The sequence below is a fragment of the Dyadobacter sp. genome (genome assembly GCF_017744695.1).
Taxonomy (GTDB): Bacteria; Bacteroidota; Bacteroidia; order Cytophagales; family Spirosomataceae; genus Dyadobacter.
In genome coordinates, this window is record NZ_JAGIAS010000001.1 from 1,131,602 (window position 1) to 1,158,389 (window position 26,788).

At 49.7% G+C, this 26,788-nt stretch carries 24 protein-coding genes; 17 read left to right on the forward strand and 7 right to left on the reverse strand.

From position 1 onward, the window contains the following. Positions 1-28 precede the first annotated feature (28 nt). Positions 29-478 (forward strand): type I restriction enzyme HsdR N-terminal domain-containing protein, encoded by a 450-nt coding sequence (locus J7619_RS04320; protein ID WP_291194557.1) that lies wholly within the window; start codon positions 29-31, stop codon positions 476-478. Positions 479-569: 91 nt separating this feature from the next. Here the strand turns inward: J7619_RS04320 and J7619_RS04325 are convergent, their stop codons facing one another. Together J7619_RS04325 and J7619_RS04330 are read right to left on the reverse strand one after the other, a co-directional pair. Then, a complete protein-coding gene (locus J7619_RS04325; protein ID WP_291194560.1) occupies positions 570-1,178 on the reverse strand; it encodes a YceI family protein in 609 nt (202 codons plus the stop codon). A 51-nt stretch (positions 1,179-1,229) separates the two neighbouring features. Further along, a complete protein-coding gene (locus J7619_RS04330; RefSeq protein ID WP_291194563.1) occupies positions 1,230-1,694 on the reverse strand; it encodes a MarR family winged helix-turn-helix transcriptional regulator in 465 nt (154 codons plus the stop codon). Positions 1,695-1,916: 222 nt separating this feature from the next. On the opposite strand from J7619_RS04330, the gene J7619_RS04335 reads away from it, so the two are divergent. From J7619_RS04335 to J7619_RS04345, 3 genes are all read left to right on the forward strand, one after another. After that, positions 1,917-2,492 (forward strand): Maf family nucleotide pyrophosphatase, encoded by a 576-nt coding sequence (locus tag J7619_RS04335; protein WP_291194566.1) that lies wholly within the window; start codon positions 1,917-1,919, stop codon positions 2,490-2,492. Between the two features lie 9 nt (positions 2,493-2,501). Next, positions 2,502-4,031 (forward strand): alpha-amylase family glycosyl hydrolase, encoded by a 1,530-nt coding sequence (locus J7619_RS04340; protein WP_291194569.1) that lies wholly within the window; start codon positions 2,502-2,504, stop codon positions 4,029-4,031. Positions 4,032-4,145: 114 nt separating this feature from the next. Further along, entirely contained in the window at positions 4,146-5,102 is a 957-nt protein-coding gene (locus J7619_RS04345) for an SMP-30/gluconolactonase/LRE family protein (protein WP_291196478.1), read from the forward strand. On the opposite strand, the gene J7619_RS04350 is transcribed toward J7619_RS04345, so the two are convergent. Further along, a complete protein-coding gene (locus tag J7619_RS04350) occupies positions 5,103-5,657 on the reverse strand; it encodes a hypothetical protein (RefSeq protein ID WP_291194572.1) in 555 nt (184 codons plus the stop codon). 228 nt (positions 5,658-5,885) lie between these two features. On the opposite strand from J7619_RS04350, the gene J7619_RS04355 reads away from it, so the two are divergent. Then, positions 5,886-6,389, forward strand: coding sequence for a GtrA family protein (locus J7619_RS04355; RefSeq protein WP_291194575.1), 504 nt, complete (start codon positions 5,886-5,888; stop codon positions 6,387-6,389). Positions 6,390-6,392: 3 nt separating this feature from the next. Here the strand turns inward: J7619_RS04355 and J7619_RS04360 are convergent, their stop codons facing one another. From J7619_RS04360 to J7619_RS04375, 4 genes are all read right to left on the reverse strand, one after another. Beyond that, entirely contained in the window at positions 6,393-7,574 is a 1,182-nt protein-coding gene (locus J7619_RS04360; protein WP_291194578.1) for an acetyl-CoA C-acyltransferase, read from the reverse strand. 173 nt (positions 7,575-7,747) lie between these two features. Next, on the reverse strand, positions 7,748-7,999 hold the full coding sequence (locus tag J7619_RS04365) for a DUF6814 family protein (RefSeq protein WP_291194581.1): 252 nt from the start codon (positions 7,997-7,999) through the stop codon (positions 7,748-7,750). A 43-nt stretch (positions 8,000-8,042) separates the two neighbouring features. Continuing rightward, complete coding sequence (locus J7619_RS04370) at positions 8,043-9,578, reverse strand: MFS transporter (protein WP_291194584.1); 1,536 nt, start codon at positions 9,576-9,578, stop codon at positions 8,043-8,045. Between the two features lie 131 nt (positions 9,579-9,709). Then, a complete protein-coding gene (locus tag J7619_RS04375; protein WP_291194587.1) occupies positions 9,710-9,895 on the reverse strand; it encodes a hypothetical protein in 186 nt (61 codons plus the stop codon). A gap of 392 nt (positions 9,896-10,287) precedes the next feature. Here J7619_RS04375 and J7619_RS04380 point away from each other — a divergent pair, with 392 nt between their 5' ends. The 12 genes from J7619_RS04380 to J7619_RS04435 all read left to right on the forward strand — a co-directional run bounded on the left by J7619_RS04380 (position 10,288) and on the right by J7619_RS04435 (position 26,555). Next, positions 10,288-11,025, forward strand: a complete 738-nt coding sequence (locus J7619_RS04380; RefSeq protein ID WP_291194590.1) for a carbohydrate-binding family 9-like protein — start codon at positions 10,288-10,290, stop codon at positions 11,023-11,025. Positions 11,026-11,054: 29 nt separating this feature from the next. Continuing rightward, positions 11,055-12,158: a lactonase family protein gene (locus J7619_RS04385; RefSeq protein WP_291194593.1), complete on the forward strand. Its 1,104-nt coding sequence runs from the start codon at positions 11,055-11,057 to the stop codon at positions 12,156-12,158. Positions 12,159-12,459: 301 nt separating this feature from the next. Beyond that, positions 12,460-13,002, forward strand: a complete 543-nt coding sequence (locus J7619_RS04390; protein ID WP_291194596.1) for an RNA polymerase sigma factor — start codon at positions 12,460-12,462, stop codon at positions 13,000-13,002. Positions 13,003-13,071: 69 nt separating this feature from the next. Beyond that, complete coding sequence (locus J7619_RS04395) at positions 13,072-14,106, forward strand: FecR family protein (protein ID WP_291194599.1); 1,035 nt, start codon at positions 13,072-13,074, stop codon at positions 14,104-14,106. Positions 14,107-14,263: 157 nt separating this feature from the next. After that, a complete protein-coding gene (locus tag J7619_RS04400) occupies positions 14,264-17,647 on the forward strand; it encodes a SusC/RagA family TonB-linked outer membrane protein (RefSeq protein ID WP_291194602.1) in 3,384 nt (1,127 codons plus the stop codon). A 27-nt stretch (positions 17,648-17,674) separates the two neighbouring features. After that, positions 17,675-19,252 (forward strand): SusD/RagB family nutrient-binding outer membrane lipoprotein, encoded by a 1,578-nt coding sequence (locus J7619_RS04405; protein WP_291194605.1) that lies wholly within the window; start codon positions 17,675-17,677, stop codon positions 19,250-19,252. Positions 19,253-19,500: 248 nt separating this feature from the next. After that, entirely contained in the window at positions 19,501-20,721 is a 1,221-nt protein-coding gene (locus J7619_RS04410) for an aminotransferase class V-fold PLP-dependent enzyme (RefSeq protein WP_291194608.1), read from the forward strand. Between the two features lie 54 nt (positions 20,722-20,775). After that, the gene (locus J7619_RS04415; RefSeq protein WP_291194611.1) at positions 20,776-22,026 is read left to right on the forward strand and encodes an amidohydrolase/deacetylase family metallohydrolase; all 1,251 of its coding nucleotides are present in this window, start codon (positions 20,776-20,778) and stop codon (positions 22,024-22,026) included. Between the two features lie 130 nt (positions 22,027-22,156). Further along, entirely contained in the window at positions 22,157-23,890 is a 1,734-nt protein-coding gene (locus tag J7619_RS04420) for a PQQ-dependent sugar dehydrogenase (RefSeq protein WP_291194614.1), read from the forward strand. 127 nt (positions 23,891-24,017) lie between these two features. After that, a complete protein-coding gene (locus J7619_RS04425; RefSeq protein ID WP_291194617.1) occupies positions 24,018-24,449 on the forward strand; it encodes a cytochrome c in 432 nt (143 codons plus the stop codon). Positions 24,450-24,554: 105 nt separating this feature from the next. After that, positions 24,555-26,051, forward strand: a complete 1,497-nt coding sequence (locus J7619_RS04430; protein ID WP_291194620.1) for a sorbosone dehydrogenase family protein — start codon at positions 24,555-24,557, stop codon at positions 26,049-26,051. Positions 26,052-26,087: 36 nt separating this feature from the next. Beyond that, on the forward strand, positions 26,088-26,555 hold the full coding sequence (locus J7619_RS04435) for a RidA family protein (RefSeq protein WP_106598504.1): 468 nt from the start codon (positions 26,088-26,090) through the stop codon (positions 26,553-26,555). The last annotated feature ends 233 nt before the right edge of the window (positions 26,556-26,788 follow it).

The window sequence follows — 26,788 nt, forward strand, 5'->3', positions numbered from 1 at the left end:
GGCAACCCGGGGTTCATTATCTTCGTTTATGGAATCATTGAACCTTCCCGGGTTTGCTTACAAAGTTAAGCAGGTTAACGGGAAACCGCATATTTTCGACATTATCCGCAGGAAATTCGTTACCCTCACACCGGAGGAATGGGTACGCCAGCATTTCATTCATTTGCTTATTACGCATTATGGTTATCCCAAATCATTGTTCGCGGTAGAGACTGGCTTACAATACAATACGCTTTCCAAACGCACGGATATTATGGTGCTTTCCAACAATGCATTGCCGTTCCTGCTGGTGGAATGTAAAGCGCCGTTCGTAGGTGTAACCGACGCCACATTCGCGCAGATCAGCCGGTATAATTTCACCTTGCAACCTCAATACCTGGCAGTTACCAATGGCATGGCGCATTATTGCTTCCAGGCCGTGAACGGGCAGATCCACTTCATGGACGATTTCCCGAAATACCGCGATTTCAACCCATAACCAAAAAAAACCTGCCTAAAAAGACAGGTTCTTTTAACATTCAGGTCATACAAATGCAGACGGCTGATACCAGGCAACCGCCTGCGGGTAATTATTTTGCAGCAACCAGTTTCACGTCGATAGAGAAATCGTCGTGGATCATTTTGTCGCCCAGGTTATCGAAGAATGACTTCGAGTTGTATTTGATGTCGTATTTCGAACGGTCAACAACCAGTTTACCAGTAGCTTCTGCACCAGCAGCAGTAGTTTTCACAGTTACAGGGAAAGTAACAGGTTTGGTAATGCCTTTGATAGTAAGGTCACCAGTCACATCGTAAACGCCGGTTGCTTTTGGAGTAGCTTTTGTCACTACGAAAGTGGCAGTTGGGTATTTTTCAACGCCAAAGAAATCATCTGATTTCAAGTGACCGATCAGTTTGCCATTGTATTCTTTGTCGGTAAGGTCAGTACAAGTGATGCTGTTCAGGTCGGCAACGAATTTACCGCCGGTCAGTTTAGCGCCATCCAAAACGATCGTTCCTTCTTTCAAGGTAATTTTACCTGTGTGCTCGCCGGTAACTTTTTTACCCAACCAGGTCAGCTCGCTTTTAGCAGGATTCACTTTCAGGTTAGTAGCTTTTTTACCATTGTCTGCTGAAACAGAAGAAGATACAAACAATGCTACTGCAAGAGATGCGACAAAAAATTTAACTGATTTCATTGTAGTTTTGATTAAAAATTAAATTGATTTATTGATTTGTGTTAATTGTGTTTAAGCTTGATTTTCGTTTTCCCGCAGCTTGTCGAGCAATGCACTGATCTGCTCGGCCTCTTCTTCGGAAATAATATTGAACCGGTTTTCCCAATCTTCGATAAACGGATCGAGCACTTTCAGCAATTCGAGTCCTTCTTCGGTAATTACCACATCCACAGCGCGGCGGTCGCTTTCACAGGACGTCCGCTTGGCCAGGTTCTTCGCCAACAGCTTGTCAACGAGCCTGGATGTGTTGGAACTCTTGTCGAGCATGCGCTCGGTAATGTCGCTCACCTTGATCGGGTTGCCCTGCTGTCCCCTCAGAATCCTTAGCACATTGTATTGCTGCGGTGTAATGTCGTATTCTTTGAAAGATTCAAGCTGCTTATATTCGAGCCACTTGGTGGTATACATCAAGTTTAATGCCAACTTTTGGAAGGGGCTCCGAAATTTTTTCTGCTTAATATCAGTTTCAATAGACATAACTAATCGCGTTAAATGCAACAAATGATGTATGTACATTTAATGTAGAAACATCTATTAGTGCGAGAATAGTTCAGTCATGGGAAAAATATTTTACAGATTTTTAAAAAATAGATATAACAGCCTGATTATCAATACAAAAAATCCATACAATAGTTAATACTACCTGACCATACTTATCAAAACCTGACCCCACCTGACTCCCAGTGACAACCACCTGACATGATCGACTTAAAAAAATCGCTGATCCTCGCCTCCAACTCACCCAGAAGAAAACAATTACTCCACGACGCGGGCTTCGCATTCACGGTCGAAGTGCTTCCAACCGATGAAAGTTACCCCCCCGACCTTCCCGCCGAAGAGGTCGCCGGCTATATTTCACGGGAAAAAGCCGAGCAGTTCCGTGGCATCCGCCCGGATTCAATGGTATTGACAGCAGATACAGTGGTCATTGCCGACCATCACATTTTAGGCAAGCCCACGGATGCCGCCGAAGCATTCCGAATGATCAAAATCCTCTCAGGCAGAAGCCATAAGGTCGTTACGGCGGTGAGTTTGCTATCGGACGATACCATCGAAACCACGTCCGATGTGGCAGAAGTTTACTTCCGCGACTTGGAAGATTGGGAAATCAACCACTATATTGAGCAGTACAAGCCCTTCGATAAGGCTGGCTCTTACGGTATTCAGGAATGGATCGGGATGGTCGGGATAGAGAAAATCGAAGGGTCGTTCTACACGATCATGGGCCTTCCCGTCCAGGTTGTTTACCGGTTGTTGAAACCGCATTTTCAATAATGCCCCGCTATGTTCGCAGACAAGTCAGCCAGTATCCCGAAAGTTTGTTATGAGATATTCGTCCGTTCTTTCTGCGACTCTAATGGCGACGGTATCGGCGACCTGAATGGCATTATCGCCAAACTCGATTACCTGGCCGACCTGGGCATTGAGGCAATCTGGCTGACACCGATCCATCCTTCACCGAGCTATCATAAATACGACGTGACCGATTATTACGCCATCGAGCCCGAATATGGAACGATGGACGATTTCAGGCGCCTGCTCACCGGCGCACATGAGCGCGGCATTGCCATTTACCTCGATCTGATCATCAACCACACCAGCACCCTACATCCGTGGTTCAGGGAGGCGCGCAAAAGCAAGGAGAATCCCTACCGGCAGTTTTACTGGTGGATGACCGAAGAGCAGATTGACCACCTGGGTATTTCCGAACGGGAAACTTCGGATGATTCTCAGATCGTATACCCGTGGCATGAAAACCCCGGCGACGACGAAAAGTATTATGGCCTGTTTTACAAAGGCATGCCTGATCTCAACTTCCATTCGGAGGCATTGCGGGAAGAAATCGCCAAAATTGTCCGCTTCTGGCTGAATGATGTCGGTGTCGACGGGTTCCGCCTCGATGCCGCGCGCCACATTTATCCTGCCTGGGACAATGCGGAGAGCGTTACTTTTTGGGATTTTTTTTCCAAAATCGTCGGGGAGGCCAAGCCAAGCGCATTTACCGTAGGCGAAGTATGGGCCGATACCGAGGAAGTAGCCCCCTATTTCCGCAGTCTGAATGCTACTTTTCATTTCGATCTCAGCTTTGCGCTCCAGCGTATGCTGGTCGCTGGGCGGGACGAGCAGATTATCGACAAGTTACAGGCCAGTTTCCAATTGTTTCGACAATTCAATCCGCTGTTCGTAAACGCAATCATGCTCACCAATCACGACCAGGAGCGGATCGGAAGCGTTGTTGAGGGAAATATTGAAAAGATCAAACTCGCGGCCAGCATTTTGCTCACGCTGCCGGGACAACCGTACCTATATTATGGCGAAGAAATAGGAATGCTAGGCCAGAAACCCGATCCGCATATCCGTGAGCCTTTCCTCTGGACTACCGATCCAGACGATCCGCAAGTGACCAATTGGATCGCGCCGGAATTCACCACTCCGAAAACAGTGGCGCCTCTTTCGCAACAGACAGGCGATCCCGCTTCTGTTTTCAATCATTATAGAAGCCTCATATCCCTGCGTAAAAACGAACCGGCGCTGCACCAGATCCTGGCCCCGCATATCCAACCCGTGCAACTGGGCGATGACCGGCTGTTGGGCTATTTTCTCCCGCACGCCACCCGCCCGCTCATGATCCTGCATAATCTTGGAGATTCGGAAATAGCATTTCAAATACCGGAAGACAAATCGCTATTGACCGAAGTGCTTTTCTCCACTGATCCATCGCACATCACCAGGTTGACTGCAAACCGGTTATCGCCGCATTCGAGCGTCATACTCGCGCCCGAGCGCAACGTACAACGCGTCGCAGAGCAGTAGGTAAGCCCCATACCGGTTCTTTAATGCTAAATCGATGTCGGTACTGCTAACGCATTCCCTATGAAATCCGGTATTATTTCCACCTGTCTGATCGTCCTTCTGACCTGTACTGTTATGGCGCAAAAATCCTACCCTACCATGGGCAAGATTGTCTATGAAGATCCTGCATTCGAAAAATTGCTATCCAAAGACGCTAAAATTGAAGTGCTGGCATCAGGATTCGACTGGTCGGAAGGGCCGGTGTGGGTAAAAGAAGGCGGTTACCTGCTGTTTTCGGATGTACCGAAGAATAAGGTATATAAATGGGACGAAAAAGAAGGGCTTTCGGTATTTCTGGAACCTTCGGGTTACACCGGCCGGGGCATTTACAGCGATGAGCCGGGCAGTAACGGCCTTATCATTGACAACAAAGGGCGTCTCGTTTCCTGCGAGCACGGCGATCGCCGCATTTCCGCGATGCCATTGAATGTCGGCGGGAAAATTACATTAGCCGACAAGTTTGATGGCAAGCGTTTCAACAGCCCTAATGATATCGTACAGCATAGCAACGGCGATTACTACTTCACCGATCCGCCTTATGGCCTGATGAAGAAACACGAAGACCCGACCCGGGAAATACCGCAGTTCGGCGTGTACCGCATTCATAAGGATGGCCAGGTAACGATGCAAGTCAGCGACCTCAGCCGCCCGAACGGCCTGGCATTCTCCCCGGATGGCAAGACCTTGTACGTGGCGCAATCCGATCCCGAAAAGTCGATCTGGATGGCCTATCCGCTCGATGCAAACGGTAATGCGGGTAAGGGAAAACTCATTTACGACGCTACGCCCATGGGTAAGCGCGGCATGGCCGGCCTGCCCGACGGCCTCAAAATTGATAAAGACGGCAATCTGTGGTCGTCAGGCCCCGGCGGAATGCTCATTATCAGTCCTGCCGGGAAGCTGCTCGGCCGCATCGAAATGGGCGAACTAACCTCCAATTGTGCCTGGGGCAACGACGGTTCTACCCTGTATATGACCGTCGACGGTTACGTTTGCCGCATCAAAACCAATACAAAAGGGGCTGGCTGGTAATCAGTTTTTCTTCCGGTACTCGCGAAGCGTGTTGTCGACGTCCCGTTTTACATTCGCCCAGTCGGATTTGCCGTTGCGATAAATGCTGGTGTAAGCTTTGTAAAGCATTAGCCGGTCGTCGCTGATCTTGTCGAGCTCCATGGCCATTACCTGCCGTGACGACGATTTTGCATTTTTATACTCGTTAAGCAGGTTGTTGTACCTGTTCTCGAGGTTATCCAATTCATACAAAACCACCTCCGCCAGTTTGTCCATGTCGGCGTACTGATTGAGCAGCCGCTGGTTGTAATCCGCATTGCCACCCGCCGGCGATGCGGTAGCCCCTGTGCTACTGCCATTGTCGGCTACCCGATCATAATCCTTGCGGTAATTCGCGTCGGAGGTTTCGGCATTCCTGCCAGCGTCCGGGGCGCGCGAAGAACGGTCGGTCGAAGATGTGGATGAAGAAGACGAAATGCCGTGGCGCTGGTCGTAGCGGCGCTGCAATGCGGCTGAGCAGGAAAAGGCCAGTGCGGCAAATACTGCCATTACAGACCATATGTAAAGTTTTTTCACTGATAATCCTGTTAGAAGTTATGTCTCGGACCGACGCTGAGACGGGGATCAAAGTAAAAGAATTTGGGAATAAATTCAAGGCTGGCGCCACCGTCTGCATAAAATGGGCACATAACCCCTGCTCACCCATTTACTCAAAATCGACGGCCCTGTTTTGTTTCCAGATCATTTTCTTTCTAATATTGGGGCCTCATTCAGGTTCGCAGTTCCAAACAAACTAACACACCAGTGACCCAAATCAAGCAGAACAAGATCTTCAATCCCAAAGATATCATTGCCTATTTTCTTGTCGCGGGTACCGGTGCATTGATCCAGTTAGTTTCCAGCAGTCTCATTCAGGACTGGTTTAATATCTCTTGGAGCGATTCCATTGTTCCTTCCTACATCATCGGTTTTTTCTGGGGTTTCACGCTCACCAAACTATTTGCATTCGACGCACGCCGCAGCAACCAGACACGCCGCGAGATGGTAAAATTCCTGATGGTATCGATGGTTTCACTTTTCATTACCTGGGCATTCACCATCGGATCATCGAAGTTCCTCGTCGACTACCTCGGCATGGAGGTTTACAAAGTGAAGTTCTCTTTCGCTAAAAAAGAAGTGAATGTGACCGAAATGGTTTGCTACGTGATCGGGATGGGTTTCAGCTTTATCAGCAACTACATTCTGCACAAAACCTTCACTTTCAAAAGCACCGGGTTCTACAATCGCCTCAAAGTACTGATCCGCTGATCGTTACAATCTTTCGACGATCATAGCAGAAGCCCCACCGCCACCGTTACAAATGGCAGCTAGTCCGTATTTGCCCTTGTTTTTTTCCAAAACAGAAAGCAATGTCGTAATAATGCGCGCGCCGGACGCTCCCAGCGGGTGCCCAAGCGATACTGCTCCTCCGAAGACATTCACCTTTTCTATATCGAGGTCAAGCGCCTGGATGTAGGCCAATGCCACTACGGCAAATGCCTCGTTCACTTCAAAGTAGTCGATATCCGAAATTTTCAAACCCGCTTTTTTCAAGACCTTTTCAGTTGCCAATACAGGAGTGGTCGTGAACCAGGCCGGCTCCTGCTCCGCGTCGGCATAGGCGACAATACGGGCAATGGGTTTGAGGTTTTGTGCATTCACCGCAGCGCTGCCTGCCAGTACCAATGCCGCTCCGCCGTCGTTGATGGTCGAAGCATTGGCGGCAGTTACAGTCCCGTCTTTGGAAAACACCGGTTTTAGCGTAGGGATCTTGTCGAATTTGACGCGTTTGTATTCTTCGTCCTCACTTACGATCGTTGCCTCGCCTTTAACAGATACGATTTCAACCGGCACGATCTCACCAGTAAATGACCCATTGGCCGTCGCCTCGGCCGAACGTTGGTAGGACCGGATCGCGAACGCATCCTGCGCTTCCCGTGAAATGTTGTATTTCAAAGCAGTTTTATCCCCGCATACCCCCATTCCCATCTGGTCGTATACATCGGTAAGCCCGTCTTTCAGGAGCCCGTCGATAACCTCGCCATGTCCATAACCATAGCCATTCCGACCTTTGGGTAAATAATAAGGGATTTGGGACATATTCTCCATTCCGCCGGCCACTATAATGCCTGCATCACCCAGCTGAATGGCCTGCGCGCCGAGCGCCGTCGCTTTCATACCGGAAGCACAAACCTTATTGACAGTCGTGCAGATCACCGACACGGGCAACCCGGCGTAAATAGCAGCCTGCCGCGCAGGCGCCTGGCCAAGATTAGCGGAAACCACATTGCCCATCAGCACCTCATCAACCGAAGCCGGCTCAACACCCGATTTCGCTAATGCGCCCTGAATCGCGGTAGCACCAAGTTTTGCGGCATGAATCGAAGAAAGGGTTCCACCAAAACTGCCAATTGGCGTGCGGGAAGCGGAGAGAATGAAGATGTCAGTTTGCATGATGAAGGACTGAATGATGAATGATTGAATGATTGAATGATTGAATGAGTGAATATTTTAAAGTGGACGTAGCCAAAACCCGGCCTCCAATATAGGCATTATCTATACTTACCTAACAAAACAAATTATTCAGTCATTCAATCATTCAAAATTCCTCATAGGCTCATTCAAAATCACAACTCCTCCGAACTCTCCGGCAAATGATCGTACTCGCCCTTCCAGGCGTAGTAGCCGAAGATCACCAGACCGGTGCAGATGGGAATGAAAATCAGGATAATGATCGCCCATTGCAGTGTCGTGTTCGTGCGGGCAATGCCTTCGGTTGCCGCAGCGATTTTGTCGGCTGCCTGCATGAAAAGGAATATGATGATAACCGGACCCAATACGATCCAGAGAAGACCCAATATTTTCTTTAAACCACTCATTTTCTATTGATTATTTAAATGTCAAATGCTGTTTCCGAAATACTCAATCCATTACATTGTCGCCGCGCCGGTTGTCGATGTAAACGGCCCCGATGATAAATGACAATGCAGCGATACCGATGGGGTACCAAAGTCCGGAAAGTGGCGTGGATCCCTGGAACGAGGCGATCAATGTAGCGATAAAAGGTACCAATCCGCCAAAAACACCATTCCCGATGTGGTAAGGCAACGACATCGACGTGTACCGGATCTGCGTCGGGAAGAGCTCCACAAGAAATGCGGCAATGGGGCCGTAAACCATCGTTACAAGCACCACCTGGAAGAACACCAGTAAGATGACCATGATATAGGAGCTCTGCGACAATGTCACATCCTTGATCACCGTTTGCACAGCAGGGACCTCCGCCAGCACATCTTCCGTGATAATTTCAACTTTCGATTCTTTGAAAGTCATGCCGTTTGTCAGCGTTTTGGTAACGGTGGTCGTAATGAGTGAATCGGCTTTGCCCGGCACCAGTCCGCGCTCCACAACCGGCTCCGATTCGCTCAGGAGCATGGTTTTCTGCATTTCCTTCACCTTCGTAGTATCGAGGAAGTATTGGTAAATGGGGCGGTAGCAAATCACGCCAAGCAGCATCCCTGTCAGCATGATCCATTTGCGCCCTACCTTATCGCTCCATGAACCGAAAATCACAAAAAACGGCGTCGCGAAAACGATGGCCCAGAGCAGGATGTACCGCGATTCGTTGAAGTCAAGCTTACAGGTATTTTCAAGAAAAGACTGGGCATAAAATTGGCCGGTATACCAAACAACTCCCTGTCCCATGGTTGCGCCAAACAATGCTACCAGCACCATCTTGAAATTTGCCTTCTTCTGAAAACTTTCTTTCAAAGGGTTAGCGGAGACCTTTCCTTCGGCTTTGAGTTTCGAGAAAACAGGCGACTCATGCATCTTCATCCGGATATAAATCGACACGACCACGAGCAGGATCGATACCAGGAAGGGAATGCGCCAGCCCCAGTCGGCGAAGTTTTTAGCGCCCAGGATGTTTTTCGTGAGCACAATCACGCCCAGGGAAAGGAATAATCCCAATGTCGCGGTTGTCTGGATCCAGCTCGTAAAAAAGCCGCGTCTGCCCACGGGCGCGTGCTCGGCTACGTAGGTGGCCGCGCCCCCGTACTCACCCCCGAGCGCGAGCCCCTGCACAAGGCGGAGGATCAGCACCAGAATAGGTGCCGCATAGCCAATGCTCGAATAGGAAGGAATAAGGCCGATGAGGAACGTGGAACCACCCATGAGTACGAGCGTCAGCAAGAAGGTATATTTACGTCCAATTAAGTCGCCCAGACGACCAAACACTAATGCGCCAAAGGGGCGTACAATAAATCCTGCGGCGAAGATCGCCAGTGTGTTGATCAGTGCCGAGGCTCCGGCGTCGCTCGGAAAAAGCTGCTGGCCGATGATAACCGCGAGGCTCCCGAAAATGTAGAAGTCATACCACTCAATTAAAGTACCTAATGAAGAAGCAGCGATTACCTGTGTAATGCTTTGGGTAACATTGGATTCGGTTGAACGCATGGATTTAGAAAAGGTGAGGAATTAAACAATTTAGGTGAATAAGGCACAACCTTCATTTCAATACTCATAACCCATGCATAAAAAAGCCCCTGGAAATGATCCAGGGGCAGGTCTTAATTCTCAAACGATTATCAGAAATCGTCGTCGTCGTCATCGAAGTCGTCCAGTCTTCTGAGGAGCTCGTCTCCGTCCTCGATAACTACTTCGCGATCGTCTATATCTTCATCATACTCGTCGATAACTTTTTCATCGTCGATATCCTCATCAAAGTCCTCATCTTCGTCGTCATCATCTCCGTAAGGATCTTGCGCTACCACACGGGTATTTTTTGTGCTCCCTTGGTAGTCAGGGAAAACAGCTGGTTCTAAAATCGCCTCGCTGGTGTCAGCAAAGGCCAGTTCTCCACTTTCGCGTATCATGACAGTGTTCTGTTAAATGGTTTCAATTTTTAAACGTACGACCTAAATTATTAAAATATTCCGCTACCCTATCTTCTTTCCTGTCGAAAGATTTCATCAATAATTGACACTACAAAAATAATGATTTGGTAAAATGTAAAAACCTCTTGAAATTGCCAGCAAGAAAAAAAATCGTCGCCTGCTGCGCCGGAATGCCTGCATCGCCGGATAAGTGTCGGCCCATCTGACTGCAAATGAACACACTTGACCATACCTGAACCAGTTTTCCCAATCCTAACCCTTTTTATTGAATGTTGAAAAAAATTGTTCTCATGGGACTGCTCGCGTGCGGCCTCATGTACCGGGGACACGCTGCAAGCACCGTTCCCGACTCTTCCCTGACGGTTAAGAAAACGACAGACTTCAAAGTAAATGGCGAAGGGACCGCCTCTAACTGGTCCGCCGCGCAGTGGTTTAACCTCACCGTCCAGAAAGGCCCCAATCAGCCTGCGCCCGGCAAGCAGTTTCCCACCCGTGTCAAAATCCTCTACTCCGACAAGGGCATGTATTTCCTCTTCGACTGCACCGATCAGAAGTTGACCTCGACCATTATGGAAGATTTCGGCGCATTATTCAAAGAGGATGTGGTGGAAGTGTTTCTCTGGCCCGACACCTCGGTGCCTATTTACCTGGAATATGAAGTTTCCCCACTGAACTACGAGCTCGCGATCCTCGTCCCTAACATCAAAGGCCGCGCACAAGGCTGGAAACCCTGGCATTACAACGAGCGCAACCGCGTGCAGCACGAAACCAGCGCACAGGGTGGACAAAAGAAAAGCATGGCGGCCGTGGAAGGCTGGAAAGCCGAATTCTTCATCCCGTTCGCATTAATGAACCCGATCGCCAACACAGCGCCCAAGCCGGGCGAAAAATGGCGCGGCAACTTCTACCGCATTGACTATGATGGCGAAACTGCCTATTATTCGTGGCAGAAAACCGGCGGCAGCTTCCACGAATTTCAAAAATTCGGCACGTTAATATTTGAATAACAACCTGTTACAATTCTCAAAGACTTATCATGAAACGAACCATTCTTTCATTCATCCTTTTATTGTCGGCTATGACAGCTTTTGCGCAGAAACCCCAAAAGGAAATACTGTACCTCGGTACCTATACGCAGAAAGGCGAGGGCATTTATGTGTATGAATTCGACCGCAGCAATTACTCTTTCAAGGAATTGCAGGTACTGACGAGCAAAACCAGTCCGTCATTCCTCGAATTCCACCCCAACAAAAAATATCTTTATGCGGCCAACGAGGGTAACAGCACCGTTTCGGCCTACGCTATCGACCAGACTTCCGGCAAACTTACCGCGTTGAACACCCAGCCCGCGCAAGGACGCGGCCCCTGCCACGTCAGTGTTGATCCAAAGGGCCGTTTCATTTATTTATCCAACTATGGAAGTGGTGACCTGGCCGTGTACAAACTGAACCAGGACGGCAGCATCGGCGCATTGGCCGACACCATTCAGGACAAAGGCCGCCCCGATCAAAAGCCGCATATGCACTCCATTATTCCTTCAGCGGACGGCAAATATATTTATGCGTCGGACCTCGGCATCGACAAGATCATGGTGTATGCCGTTGATCCAAAGACTGGTAAACTCACCCCGGGCGCCGTTCCTTACGCGGAGGTGAAAGCCGGAGACGGCCCGCGCCACTTTGCGATCCACCCGAACGGCAACTTTGGCTATTCCGCCTGCGAACTTGCCTCTGTGGTGAATTCTTTCAAGATCGTGAAAGGGAGCGGCGCATTGGTGCCGTTTGAGCGTGTAACCATGCTACCTTCGGATTTTACGGGTAAAAGCTACGCTGCCGATATCCATTTCTCACCCGACGGCAAGTTCCTATATGCATCCAACCGCGGCCACGAAAGCCTCGCTATTTATGCCGTGGATGCCAAAACCGGCAAGCTGACAGTCGCCGGCCACGCGGATACGCATGGCAAGCACCCGCGTAATTTCCTCATCGACGCGAAAGGCGAATTCGCGATCGTGACCAACCGCGACAATGACAATGCCGTGTTCTTCAAGCGCGACGCCGCCACGGGCCAATTGACTTATACCGGGAAAGAGATCAGCGCGCCTACACCTGTGTGCGTGAAGCAACTGTTCCTCAACTAGTTTCCTCTTCGATATCGCGTCTTTCAAAAATGGGCGCCAGTGGCTGAAAAAACAATATTGAATAAATTTTTCAGCGATTGGCGCTTATTTTCTATCAACTTTTTTAATTTTAGAAATCCTAATGCTATTCTTCGTTATTATTTAAAATACACCAAAGAAAATATTACTATTTTGATGTCTGGCACAAAAATTGATTTGTACAGATTCTAAATAAGGTAATAATAGCCGATCACTCCGGACGCCCCGATAGGTCATTGAATAAAGTTTTGGAATTACCTGATACCCAATTTAGCCACAGTTTATGATGAACGGCCAGGATGATTTGCTTCTTATTTCCCTGATCAAGCAAGGAGATAACCGCGCGCTGGATTGCCTCTTCCGGAAGTACTATTACTCGTTATGCCGTTTTGCCACTTACCTCAACAACCGCAAGGATCTCGCAGAAGAAATCGTAGCCGATGTCTTTTTCAGGATCTGGGAAAAACGTGATAGCCTGACCGTCGAAAAGAACGTCCGCTCCTATCTCTTTACCGCCACCCGGCATACCTGCATCAATTACATGAAGCAGGAAAAACACATTATGGAAGAGCTCAGCGACGATATCATCGAAGAAACGCCCGGCCCGGACGACGAACTGATGTACCACGAGCTCGAAACACGCATTACCGACCTCATTAATTATCTCCCGCAAAAAAGAAAGGCGATCTTCCAGCTCAACCGCTTCGAGGGCTTCACCTACAACGAAATCGCCGAAATCCTCTCCCTTTCCGCCAAAACAGTAGAAAACCAAATGGGCAAGGCCATTAAGCAGCTAAAACTTCTGCAAAAAACTTATCAGATTTAAAAAAAATTCTGGAAGGATGGGGGTATGCCCATTTTTTCTTTGTCCTAACGTTAGAAAGCTCTGAATTTGATGTCCGATCACACACCATGGCCCCTTATCGCCAAGTATCTGGCTGGCGAATGCAGCCCGGAAGAAAAACTGGCTATGGAATGGTGGCTTGAAGAATACGATAACCTGCTGCGATTCCGGCAGATAGAAGCGGCATGGAAGCAGGAAAAGGAACCGGAAAGCGATCCGGCATTCAACCTGGACAGCGGACTTTCGAAGCTGCACGCGAAGATGGCGGAGCAGGAAAGCCTGTTCGAAGAAGAAGTCGGGGAGCGGCCACGGTATTTCAAGATCAGCTCGTGGATGGCCGCCGCGGGGATTTTGCTGGCAACGGGGCTGGGTTATTTATGGGTGAACCGGCAGCATGAAGGGCATAATACTACCCGCGTTGCCATGGAAACCAAAACAAGCGGCTCAAAAGAGATCGTAAGCGTCGAGCTGTCCGACGGGACGCAGGTTTGGCTCAACAAAAACAGTAAACTCGAATACCCAAAAACATTTGACGGGGACGAAAGGCAGGTTTATCTGCAGGGAGAAGCGTTTTTCGAAGTGGTACCCAATCCCGAGAAACCATTTATTGTGAAGAGTGAAAAGATTTCGACCCGTGTTTTGGGGACGTCGTTTGATGTAAAGGCCTATAATGGGGACGAGACTGCGTCGGTGTCGGTTGCGACCGGGAAAGTAGAGGTTAGCAAGGAAATCGAGGAAGGCGAACCGGTCCGGATTACGCAACTGACCCCCGAGCAGGAACTCGTGATTAATACAAAAAAAGACGAAACGTATATTAATATCGTTAGCGTCGCAAACATTGCACCATGGCACCTTGGCCAGCTTGTTTTCAGGGACAATACTTACGACGAAGTGATGCAGGCATTGCAGGAGCGCTTCGGGAAAAAGATTGTATTTAAAAGCAACATTGGCAAATGCCGGGTAATGGCCAGTTTCAATTCCAATGCATCATTGAATGATGTGCTAAAATTGCTGAGTATGTCCAATTCTTTTGATTATGTGATCGGCAGAGACGTTGTTACCATCACAGGAGGCACATGCCATTAGGCGCCCCGTTCCATCCTACTTTCGAGCATCCCTGACAGAATCCTTGCAGCCGTATGCCGCGCGCTGCGGGTAAGGTGTTTTGACTATGAATTATTATGAAGTTGAAATAATAATTGAATCCCTCAAATCCATTTAACCTCAACCTACTCAAAACAGTATGCGAAAAAAGTTACCAGACACCCACCTGAACACAGGAACAGCGCTCAGGCAAGGCTTGGCCTTGATGATGGCATGTTTGATGTTCGTACAACCGCTCTTTGCTTCTGCCTCACGATCCATTCAGGGCATCGAAGAAGTAAAAATTTCGCTCGATCTGAAAGATGTGACACTTCAAAGTGCCTTTATTGCGATCGAGAAAAAGAGTGATTTCAAGTTTATCACCAGCATCGAACGCATCGATAAGAAACGGAAGATTTCTATCCATGCCGAGAAAAAGCCGGTAAAAGAGGTGCTTGAAACCATTTTGAACGGTACCGGACTGGGTTATACTCAGGTTGAGAATAACATCGTGATCAGCACCAAGCAGGAAAAGGCTACCAGCCAGATGACCCAGCCTGCGGCAGCTGTGAACCTGGCCAAGGAAATCAAGGGGACTGTAAAAGATAATGCAGGTGCAGGCATTCCCGGCACGAATATCCTTGTGAAAGGGACCACCCAGGGCACCACAACAGGTGCCGACGGTACCTATTCGATCAATGTCCCTGACGAAAACGCCGTACTGGTGTTTTCATCGATTGGTTATGTGTCGCAGGAAATCGCCGTGGGCAGCAAAACTACTATCGACGTTACGTTGGCAGAGGACGTGAAACAACTCGGCGAAGTGGTGGTAACCGCATTGGGTATCGAGCGCAACGCAAAGACGCTCACGTACGCGACCCAGCAAATTGACGGTAAAAAGCTTACGGATGTGCGCGATGCAAACTTCGTGAACACGCTCTCCGGTAAAGTGGCCGGTGCAGTGATTACGCAAGGCTCGTCGGGCCCTGGTTCGGCGACGCGCGTCGTACTTCGTGGTAACCGCTCTATTGCCGGCAACAACAATGCACTGTTCGTGGTAGACGGCGTCCCCATCGACAATACTGCCCGCAGCCAGGTAACGAGCGATTTTGGCGGGATCAACGGCAGCGATGGTGCAGCCAACATTAACCCGGACGATATCGAGTCCATGAACATCCTGAAAGGCGCCGCAGCCTCCGCATTGTACGGTAGCCGTGCGGCAAACGGCGTGATCATGATCACTACTAAAAAAGGAAAAGCGGGCAAGGTATCAGCCGATATCAATTCCGGTGTTGTGGTCGAATCCCCATTCCTGCTTCCTAAACTTCAAAATACTTACGGACAGGGAAGCGGAGGCAAGGAAAGTACCAATTCCAGCCAGAGCTGGGGACCCGCTATGCAGACGTTTCCGGATAATATCAAGGATTTTTACCGCAAAGCAGTTTCGACCAATAACTCTATCGGCGTCTCGGCTGGTTCTGAAAAAATCCAGACATACCTTTCGTATACCAATAATTATAACCAGGGTATCCTGCCGAACAACAAGCTCATGCGGCATACCTTTAACCTTCGCCTGAATACGCAGATTACCAAGCGCCTCTCGGCCGATGCCAAAATCACCTATATCAACTCCGATATCCAGAACAAACCGCGTTCGGGCGAAGAGAGCTCTGTGACTATGAACTTGTACAAAGTCCCGCGCAGCGTGGATTTGAACCAATACAAAACTTTCGAGGACGCGGCGGGTAAGCCTACCTATTGGGCAAGTTCGGGCATTTATATGAACCCTTATTGGACGATCAACCGGACGTTTGATTCGGAAAAACGCAACCGCGTGATTTCACTGGGCTCCGTCAAATATGAACTGACGGACTGGCTGAATGTACAAGGACGTATCAGCTACGATTGGTATGCCGATCGCGTGAATCGCGGATTTTATAACAATACGCTGCTCTTTGCAGGATCTGGCGGCTCATACGCCGACTGGACCGCCGAAACTACCGAACGCAACATGGATGTGATCGTTTCGGGTAACAATAATCTGGGTAAAGACCTACATTTGACCTACAACTTCGGTGCCGGCCAGACTTATCAGAAATATTCCCAAATAGGCGGAACGACAACGGGCCTTACAGTTCCTAATTTCTTCGACCTATCGTTTGCAGCCGCATTAACCCAGGTAACTGCATTCAGTCAGAAAGAACTGCAATATGTATTCGGAACGGCATCGTTGTCGTACCGCGACTTCATTACCATCGACGGTTCTGTCCGCAACGACTGGTCTTCGACATTGCCTAAACCCTACTCTTACGCTTATTTCTCTTTTGGCGGTAATGTGATCCTTTCCGAAGCATTGAAGTTGCCGGAAGTAATCAGCTTCGCGAAGCTGCGCGGATCGTGGGCACAGGTGGGTAACGATACCGATCCTTACCGTTTGCTGCAAACGTACACATTCACGCAGGGGGGTAACGGCGGCGGTTATATCAACCGCAACACGACGCGTCCGGCCGCGAACCTGAAACCGGAGATTTCTTCTTCGACAGAATTAGGTCTTGATTTGCGCCTGTTCTCCGGAAAATTGGGATTGGATTTTACTTATTACAATACCAACACCGTGAACCAGTTGCTTACATTGCCGCAAGCAACACCAACCGGCTTCCAGAACCAGTTTATTAATGCAGGTAAGATCAACAACAAAGGTTTCGAGATCTCTTTGACCGCCTCTCCATTGAAAGGCAAAGCGCTGACCTGGGACGCTACGCTGAACTTCGCGCGCAACGTGAACAAGATTGTAAAGCTTCACGAAACCATCAAAACAGCTAACCTGGGCGGAAACACCCGTACCACCACGGCCATTGTGCGTGAAGGCGGCTCATATGGCGATTTGCAGGCATTCGGCTGGAAAAAGGATGCAAACGGTAACTACATCGTGAATGCGAAAGGACTTCCCGTTGCAACTGCATTCGACAACATCGTAGGTAACTTCAACCCTAAGTTCACCATCGGTCTTAACAACTCTTTCTCATACAAAAACTTTGTACTGAGCTTCCTGGTGGATGGTCGTGTGGGCGGTGTAATGACCTCCGGAACCGATGGTAACCTGGCTTACGACGGTACCGCAGATTATACCGAAGCACACCGCCAGGGTGGATGGGTATTACCGGCGGTAACCGAAACCGGTGAGCAAAACAATGTGGCAATCGACGCGCAGACTTTCTGGCAAACCGTTTCGCAGGGCCGCTATACCTGGGGAGAGTTCTTTACCTACTCTACCACCAACTTCCGCCTGAGAGAAGCGACACTCGGCTACAACATCCCAACCCCTCCGGGCCTGTTCATCAAGTCGCTGCGCCTTTCGCTTACTGCTCGCAACCTGTTCTTCATCTATCGCGGTTATGCCAAAATGGATATTCCAGGTCTTGCAAAACGTAAACTTCCATTCGATCCGGATGTAAACCTGGGCGCAGGTAACTTCCAGGGATCTGAATATGGAGCCCTCCCTTCAACACGTACTGTTGGTTTGAATTTGAAAGTTGGATTCTAATTAGACAGCCTCTTAAAATACCATAACATGAAATTAGCATTGAATAAATATATCAGAGCAACCACATTGGGCGTACTCGCCGGATCAGCGATGGTCGTGGCCGGCTGTACGGGCGATTTCGACGAGCTGAATACCAGTCGTACGGCGCTCACCACCATCACGGATGCGGAACTTCCTTACCTGTTCTCCCGGGCCCAGCAGCAGTCATCTTATTCCGCAGGTACATACCAGACGGCCCAGAACTTGTTCGCGGATTTGTATGCGCAATATTTCGCAACTACCACGCCGAACTTCCAGTCGGACCGCTACTTCATGCACCCGACATGGATCGACAACCATTGGAACCCGGTTTATACCCAGGTGGTACCGCAACTGCAAATCCTGTTTGGAAAACTGGATAAATCCACATCGCAATATGCACTGGCGAATATCTGGTGGGTGTTTGCATTCCACAGGGTAACCGATTATTATGGTCCTATCCCCTATTCTGAAGCCGGCAAGGATGCGACACCGATCAAATATGATTCGCAGGAAGAAATCTACAACGACTTTTTCAAACGTCTGACCGAGGCGACTGCATTGCTTAAAGGCAAAACAACTGACAAACCGTACGGCACCTACGATATCGTCTATGGTGGTGACGTGAATAAATGGATCAAATTCGCGAATACGTTGCGCTTACGCCTGGCCCTGCGCATCTCGAAGGTAAATCCTGCCAAAGCTAAAACAGAAGCCGAAGCCGCGATTGCGGGAGGCCTCCTGACCGACGTTGCAGACAACGCCTATATGGCAAAAAGCCTACTCGGTGGCGACAATAATGGCCTTGCGACCATCTCCGGATGGGGCGAGTTCCGGATGAGCGCGGCTATGGAATCGGTACTGAAAGGTTATGACGACCCTCGCATCGGCATCTACTTCCAGCCTGCATTTCTTACCAAAACCTATGAAGGCATACGCAATGGCCTGGGTCCCACAGAACTAGCCGTTGCCGCGAACAGCAACGACAACAACTCCAACATCGGCGAGCGCTGGATCCGCAACACCGGCGGCGGCTCGGCGTGGGACCGCCAGCTGGCTGTAAAGCAAGACGTAATGCATACTGCCGAGGCCTACTTCCTGCTGGCGGAAGCGGCATTGAATGGCTGGAATGTGGGTAGCGGAACGGCACAGTCGTTTTATGAAAAAGGTATCCAGGCTTCGATGGAAGGCTGGGGCATTACCGGAGCGGCGGTTACTACTTATATTAACAGCACCAAAACACCTGTGGCCCCCGGCGACCAGCAACAATCCGCCGCGCTTTCCAACATTCCGGTAAAATGGGGCGCAACAGAAGCGATCCAGAGAGAGCAGATTGCTACGCAGAAGTGGCTGGCACTGTACCCCGACGGTATCGAAGCTTGGGCGGAATTCCGCCGTACAAGAATGCCTAAACTCTATCCGGTGGTCAACTCGGTCAACACCGACGTTCCGACCACAGCGGTAGTAAGGCGTATCCCATTCCTGTTGCAGGAAAAACAAAACAACGGAGCTGCGGTAGAGGCAGCAACCAAATTACTCGGCGGTCCCGACAATGCGGCGACTCCGCTCTGGTGGGACAAAAACTAACGATTCTGATGGAAAACGAAGTGCCTTCCGGAACATTTTCATCGGAAGGCACTTTGAAAAACCACTCAATCGGAATAAAAAGGTATCAACAAAGGGTATTGACCAAAGTTTATTTTTAAAATTTTTGATTATCAAAAAAATAATCCCACAAAACAGAGTATTAAGCCCCATAAAAAGCATCTTCTCTCTGCATACTGTCTAAACCTTTTTGTCAGGCCTTTAACCAAATCTATCCAGTCCTTAACCTTATGATAAACCGTAGAGATTTAATCAAGCATCTGTCCACAGTTCCCCTCCTGGGCGGGTTCCTGGGCAATGGCGCTGCCGAGGCTGCGGGCCTCCTGGCCAAGGCGCCGGCGCGTAACCTCGCCAAAGAACTGGGCATTCGTACTTTTATTAATGCAGCGGGTACCTACACAATGATGACCGGCTCGCTCATGCAGGACGATGTGGTGGCGACAATCCAGGGCGCGGCGAAGGAGTTTATGATGCTCGATGAAGTCCAGACCAAGGTAGGCGAGAAAATCGCTGCCATTACCCATGCCGAATCAGCGGTGGTGACAGCTGGGTGCTTCTCCGCACTCACGCTTGGGCTCGCGGGTGTGCTTACGGGCATGGACCAGAAGAAGGTCGAAGCATTGCCGCATTTGGAAGGTACGGGGATGAAATCGGAAGTGATCATTCAAAAGGGTCACAACATCGGCTATTCACACGCATTGACCAACACCGGCTGTAAAATCGTGCAGGTTGAAACGGCGGAAGAGTTGCAGAAGGCCATCAATGAAAAGACTGCATTGATGTGGTTTCTTCATATCCAGTCGGACAAGGGGCTGATCAAGCATGAGCAGTGGATCGAAATCGCCAAAAAGAACGGCATACCTACGATGATCGACATGGCTGCCGACGTACCACCGGTTGAGAATCTCTGGCGTTTCAACGACCTGGGCTTCGACCTCGTGTGCGTATCAGGCGGGAAAGCGATGCGCGGACCGCAAAGTGCGGGTATCCTGATGGGCAAAAAGCAGTATATCGATGCCGCCCGCCTCAGCATGCCTCCCCGTGGCTCGACGATCGGTCGCGGTATGAAGGTAAATAAAGAAGAGATCCTCGGCATGTATGTCGCACTCGACAATTTCGTGAAGATGGATCACAAAAAAGAGTGGAAAATCTGGGAAGACCGGGTAGCGACCATCGAGAATGCAGTAAAAAGTGTGAAAGGGGTAGTAACCGAAGTAACGGTCCCGGAATTGGGCAACCACACCCCGACATTGAAAGTGTCGTGGGATGCCGCCAAAGTAAGCCTGCCTGTGAAAACATTACAGGAAAGCTTGCGGAAAGGCAATCCCTCTATTGAAGTAATGCCTGGTGAAAACAATTCACTGACCATTACTACCTGGATGCTTAAACCGGGTGAGGAGAAAATCGTAGCATCCAGACTGAAAGAGGAACTGTCGAAAGCAGTTGTTTAAATATGTACAGTACCATTTAACTCTTCCTAAACCCAACCTTTTTCAAGAAGTACAATGCAACACAGGTCCATCCTTTTCATTTTTCTGGCATGTCTGCTCGGCATGGCTTCCCATGCCCAGACGTACAGCATCCTGATCAAGGGCGGCACGGTGATCGACCCGAAGAACAATATCAATCAGGTGATGGATGTCGGTATTTTCGAAGGGAAGATCAAAAAAGTGGCGAAGGATATCGATCCGAAGGAGGCCCGCCAGGTGGTGGATGCCAAAGGGATGTATGTTACACCCGGATTGATCGATATTCATGGACACGTGTTTTTTGGTACCGAGCCAAACCATTACCTCAGCAATGGTTTGGTGGCGTTACCACCCGACGGCTTCACCTTCCGCGTAGGCGTGACGACGATCGTCGACGCGGGTGGTGCCGGCTGGGACTCGTTCTCAGAGTTTAAAAACAATGTAATTTTCAATTCCAAAACCCGCGTACTCTCGTTCCTGAACATCGTAGGACAAGGCATGCGCGGCGGAAACTGGGAGCAGGATACGGCCGATATGGACCCGAACCTGGCCGCGGGCGTCGCGCTCAAAAACCGTAACGACGTAGTAGGCTTCAAGGTAGCGCATTTCCAGGGCAAGGACTGGAAACCGGTGGATAATGCAGTAAAGGCCGGAAAACTGGCAAATATGCCGGTTATGGTCGACTTTGGCGGCAGTACACCTCCCCTTCCCCTCGAAGAACTTTTCATGAAACACCTTCGCCCGGGCGACATTTATACACATGCATACACATTGCTGGAAGGCAATATCAGAGAAACTATTGTAGACGAAACCACACAAAAGGTTAAGCCGTTCGCGATCGAGGCCCGCAAGAGAGGCATCGTGTTTGATGTGGGTTATGGCGGCGCGAGCTTCAACTATTCGCAGGCAATCCCGGCGATGAAAGCCGGTTTTTACCCTACTACCATCAGTACCGACCTCCACACCGGCAGCATGAACGGCTCGATGAAGGACATGCTGAGCATTATGTCGAAATTCTATAATATGGGCATGGACCTGCCGGCGATCGTCAAGGCGAGTACCTGGGAGCCCGCGAAAGTGATCCACCGCGAGCAGCTGGGGCATATGACCGAAGGCGCCATCGCCGACGTAGCCGTTTTCTCGATGCGCAAAGGCAATTTCGGCTTCTACGACAAAACCGGTTATAAAGTGGAAGGCAAAGAAAAACTCGAATGCGAACTGACTGTAATGGGCGGAAAAATAGTTTATGATTTGAACGGTATTACCGCGCCGATATATTTAAAGTAGGCTGTAAGCAATAGGCTGTAAGCTATAAGCTTTAGGCCGTAAGTTCTGAGCTGTAAAATAAAGCCTGTTGCTTATAGCTTATAGCCTATTGCTTATAGCCAAAATCCCCTAAACCCCTCTTAATTGACCTATGTTTAAAAAACGCTTGAAATTGTCGGCATCCCTGCTTGTGCTGCTGGCACTTGGGTTCATACAGCGATCCGATCAGGATTTGCCGGTTGTTAATACCAAAAATGGCGGCTTGTTTTTACCGGATGGATTTGAAGCCACTGTGGTGGTCGACAGCCTCCCGGGCCGTGCGCGGCACATTGCTGTGAATGACAATGGTGATATTTACGTAAAAGCGCGGTTTGCGGACAAAGGCGAGTCCGTCATCGCGCTCCGCGACACCAACAACGACGGTCGGGCCGATGTTATCAAACGCTTCGGCGGGGCTGCCCGAGAGCGTGCCTATGGTACTGCCATGCGCATTTACAAAGGCTACCTGTATTTCAGCTCCGAACTGGTTGTTTATCGCTACAAACTCACCCCTGGCAAGCTGGTACCCGAAAGTCCGGAAGAGGTTGTCCTCACCGACGATCACCCGCACGGCATGCACGAGCACATCGCGAAGCCGATTACTTTTGATGATAAGGGTTTTATGTACGTACCATTCGGTGCCAATTCGAACTGCTGCCAGGAGCAAAACCGAACGCCGGGCTCCAAAGGTATGATGCCCTGCCCGATCCTGGAAGACCACGGTGGTATCTGGAAATTTGATGCGAATAAGACCGGCCAATTGCAGAAGGACGGCACCAAGTTCGCTACCGGCCTCCGCAGCGTGGTGGCATTGGATTGGAATTTTCAGGACAATAACCTTTATGCAGTTCAACATGGCCGTGACGATCTCCTTCGCCTCTGGCCGCAGCTCTACAACGGTTGGCAGAGCGCTATGCTGCCATCCGAAGAGTTTTTGAGGATTAAAGAAGGTACTCACGCCGGCTGGCCCTATTGCTATTGGGACCAGATGCAGGCCAAAAAGGTACTCAACCCGGAATATGGCGGCGATGGTAAGATTGTAGGCGAATGCGATCAATATGAAAAACCTTTGATCGGTTTCCCTGGCCACTGGGCGCCTAATGATATCTTGTTTTACCAGGGCAACCAATTCCCCGAGCATTACAAAAACGGCTCTTTCATCGCATTCCACGGCTCGACGAACCGTGCTCCTTATCCGCAATCGAGCTATTTCATTGGGTTTGTACCATTCAAGAACGGGCAGGTTGCAGGCGAGTATGAAGTTTTTGCGGATGGGTTCGCCGGCCTGGATCCGATTGTCAATGTAAGCGACGCGGTATATCGCCCGATGGGTATCGCCATGGGTCCCGACGGCTCTATCTACCTTGCCGAAACCGAAAAAGGCAAAATCTGGAAAGTAACTTACAAGGGCAACAAGAAGAAGTTTGCCAAAGCCGCATTGGCCAAAATGGAGCAGCGCAAAACAATGACGCACATCCGCACACCCGATTTTGTGAACGACAACCTGGACAAAGACAAACCTGTTGCCGGCGGAAAAGTTTACAGTGTATATTGCACCGCCTGCCACCAGCGCAACGGCATGGGCGACTCACAGCGCTTCCCGCCATTGGGAGGGGCTGAATGGGTTACCGGTGACAAAGAGCGGCTGATTAAAGTGTTGTTGAATGGCTTGGAGGGCCCCATTGAGGTAAAAGGACAAGCATACAATAACGTAATGCCCCAGCACAGCTTTTTGAAAGACGAGGAGATTTCAGAGGTATTGACCCACATCCGGAGCAATTTCGGAAACAATGCGAGCCCGGTCACGACTGAGGAAGTGGCCAAAGCGAGGGCATCGATCAAGTAGCAAGATATTACGCCATTCATCTTCCAACCCCGTTTAAGCGGATATTACTCTCCGGCAATTGAGTGTTCCTTTAAAGGGGTTGGAGGAAGAATGGCAAAAGTAACTAATTCATCACTTCTGTATATTCATGTTGAAAAACAACATCATAGCCGCAAGCTTCATCATGCTTTCCGGAATCGGCCTCGTCGGCTTTTCTTCCGAAAAGAACACATTCGCACACACTACGCAGGACCCCTGGAAGGCACCGGCCTGGGCCGATACATTGAAAAGCCCTTACCATGAAGAGCCGCTTACGCTCGCACAAGGTGAAGAACTCTTTACATTATACTGCTCTTCCTGCCACGGCGAAAGCGGTTATGGCGACGGCGCCGCGGGTGGTGCATTGGGCCAAAAACCTGCCAATTTTCATGACACGCTCGTAAAAGCGCAAAGCGATGGGTCGCTGTTCTGGAAAATGTCTAATGGCCGGGGCAATATGCCGCCGTTTCAGGATGTATTCACCGCTGAGCAGCGCTGGCAGCTGGTAGCGTACATCCGGCATTTGGGCAAAAATGAATAAATTGAAATAGACTTCGGCTGTCGGCTATCGGCTGTCAAACTGAAAAACCAAAAGCCGAAAGCTGATTGCCGACAGCCAAAATCCTAAACCCCATAAAAGACCACTATGTTACATTACAGCCGCATTATCAAGTCCGGATTCACGTCGGTGCTCGCGTTGGGCTTGACGTTTCCTATTTTCGGGCAACAACGGGAGGTCACTACGTCCGTTCCCAAAGCACTTCGAGACGACATTACCATTGAAGAGTACATGAAAGTAGAACCGGAAGCGGTGCGCCTGATCCAGCACCCTGTCACCGGCGAAATGTACTACACCACGTTTTTCGGGGATGTGGTTAAAATCGTTGTCGAGGATGGCAAGCCTGTAAGCAAAAAGCTGCTATCCGTGGAGGATCACGGTATCCCACGCCTGCAAGGTGCTGCTTTTCATGGCAACACCCTCTTCCTGGCCGGTAACGTGAGCGTGAACAACAACAAAGGCAACAAAGGCCGGATGGTCCGCTACGAAATGAAGCCGGGCGTGGGAACGTCCGGCGTAGACAAACCGGAAATGACGGTCGTTTTCAATACTGTCGAATACGGTGCCAACAAAACCACCTTCGACCACGGCTGGAATGCACTGGAAATCAGTCCGGACGGTAAGTACATTTACGTCAACACCGGCGCCCGCACCGATCACGGCGAGGTACAGGACAATGGGGGCGAATATCCCAATGCACGTGACAATGCACTCACGGCGAACATCTTCCGCTTCCCGATCAATTCCAAAGACCTGTTGCTATCAACCGATCTTGCCAAACTGAAAGCCGACGGCTACATCTTCGCGGAAGGCATCCGTAATGCCTATGATATGGCTTTCGATGCAAAAGGCAATCTTTTTGCCGTTTCCAACTCCGGCGATTACGACCACCCCGAGGACATGTTCTGGGTACGGAAGGGCCATCACTACGGGTTCCCCTGGGTAATGGGCGGCATCGAAAACCCGCAACAATTCCCGGATTTCAACCCGGACCCGGAAAAAGATCCTTTCCTGAGCAAGTTTGCATTCGCATTCCTCATGAAATACTTTCACAATGACCCCGACTTCCCAAAACGTCCGGCCGGCGTGAAATTCTCGCCTTCGGTACAGAATATAGGCCCGGATGCCAACGAGTACCGCGACCGTAAAACCGGCGTGGTCATGGACGGCGATACCACGGGTGTGACCGTGGGTACATTCAACGCCCACTCCTCGCCACTTGGCCTTTTCTTTGATACCCACAATGCGTTGGGTAAAGAGTTCACCGGTGATGGCTTCGTGATCCGCTATACGGGCGGTCCGCGTAATGGCGTAGTCAACCCCAATCCATTGCGCCGGTATGGTAAGGACCTGCTGCACCTGGAAATGGTTTACGATAAAAAGACGGACAATTATAAAACCAGAACCACCAGCATTATCAACAACTTCACGGCACCCACCGACGCCTTGCTTATAGGTAACACATTGTATATCATTGAGTACGGAGGCAAACAGGGAGGTAACAAAGCGGGTGGAAGCCTTTGGAAGGTAACGTTGCCTGCCAACGACAAACTGGCTAAAAAAGCCAAAAAGAAAACTTCGTAATACATCTCGTTCTACTATAACTTTAATTAATCTGTTATGAAATCTGAAAGAAGATCTCTTATCAAAAAACTCTTCGCTTCGGTTGCCGGCATTGCGGGCATCGGCGCTGTATCAAAAGTGCAGGCAGCAGTACCTGCTCCGGCACCTGAAAAAGAAGTGGGCGACGTGGAAATGTATCAGGATGTGCCTCTTTTTTCAGGCCATACCAAATTTAACAACCTCGTTTTCGTAGCCGGTAAAGGTGCGCACTTCGACGGCGATATTACGGCCCACACCAAACACGTACTCGATGAGTTGGAGAAAGAACTGATCAAGGCCGGTTCTTCCATGGAGAAGGTACTGAAATGCTCCGTATTCCTCCACGATCTGAATGACTACAAGGCGATGAACGAGGCTTATAAAGGCCGTTTCGGCAGCAAACCACCGTGCCGCACTACTGTGGCGGTATACGGCGGCGTTCCGGGCGACTCACTCGTTGAGATTGACTGTATCGCATACGTTTAGAAGGAATAAAGGGAGGATGGAGGAAGGGGAGGAAGAAAAAAAGGAATGGAGGTTACTCTTCTCCTTCTTTTCTTCCATCCCATCGCCAACATCCTCTTATTTGCCTTTCCTCCATCCCCCTTTTTTCCTATTCCCCAAAGTAACTCTTTCGCTCCTATCAAACACCTACAATCCTTTTTACAAACTTTATTTCGAAATAATACAATTAATCAGGATTAAATTCGCTCACAAAA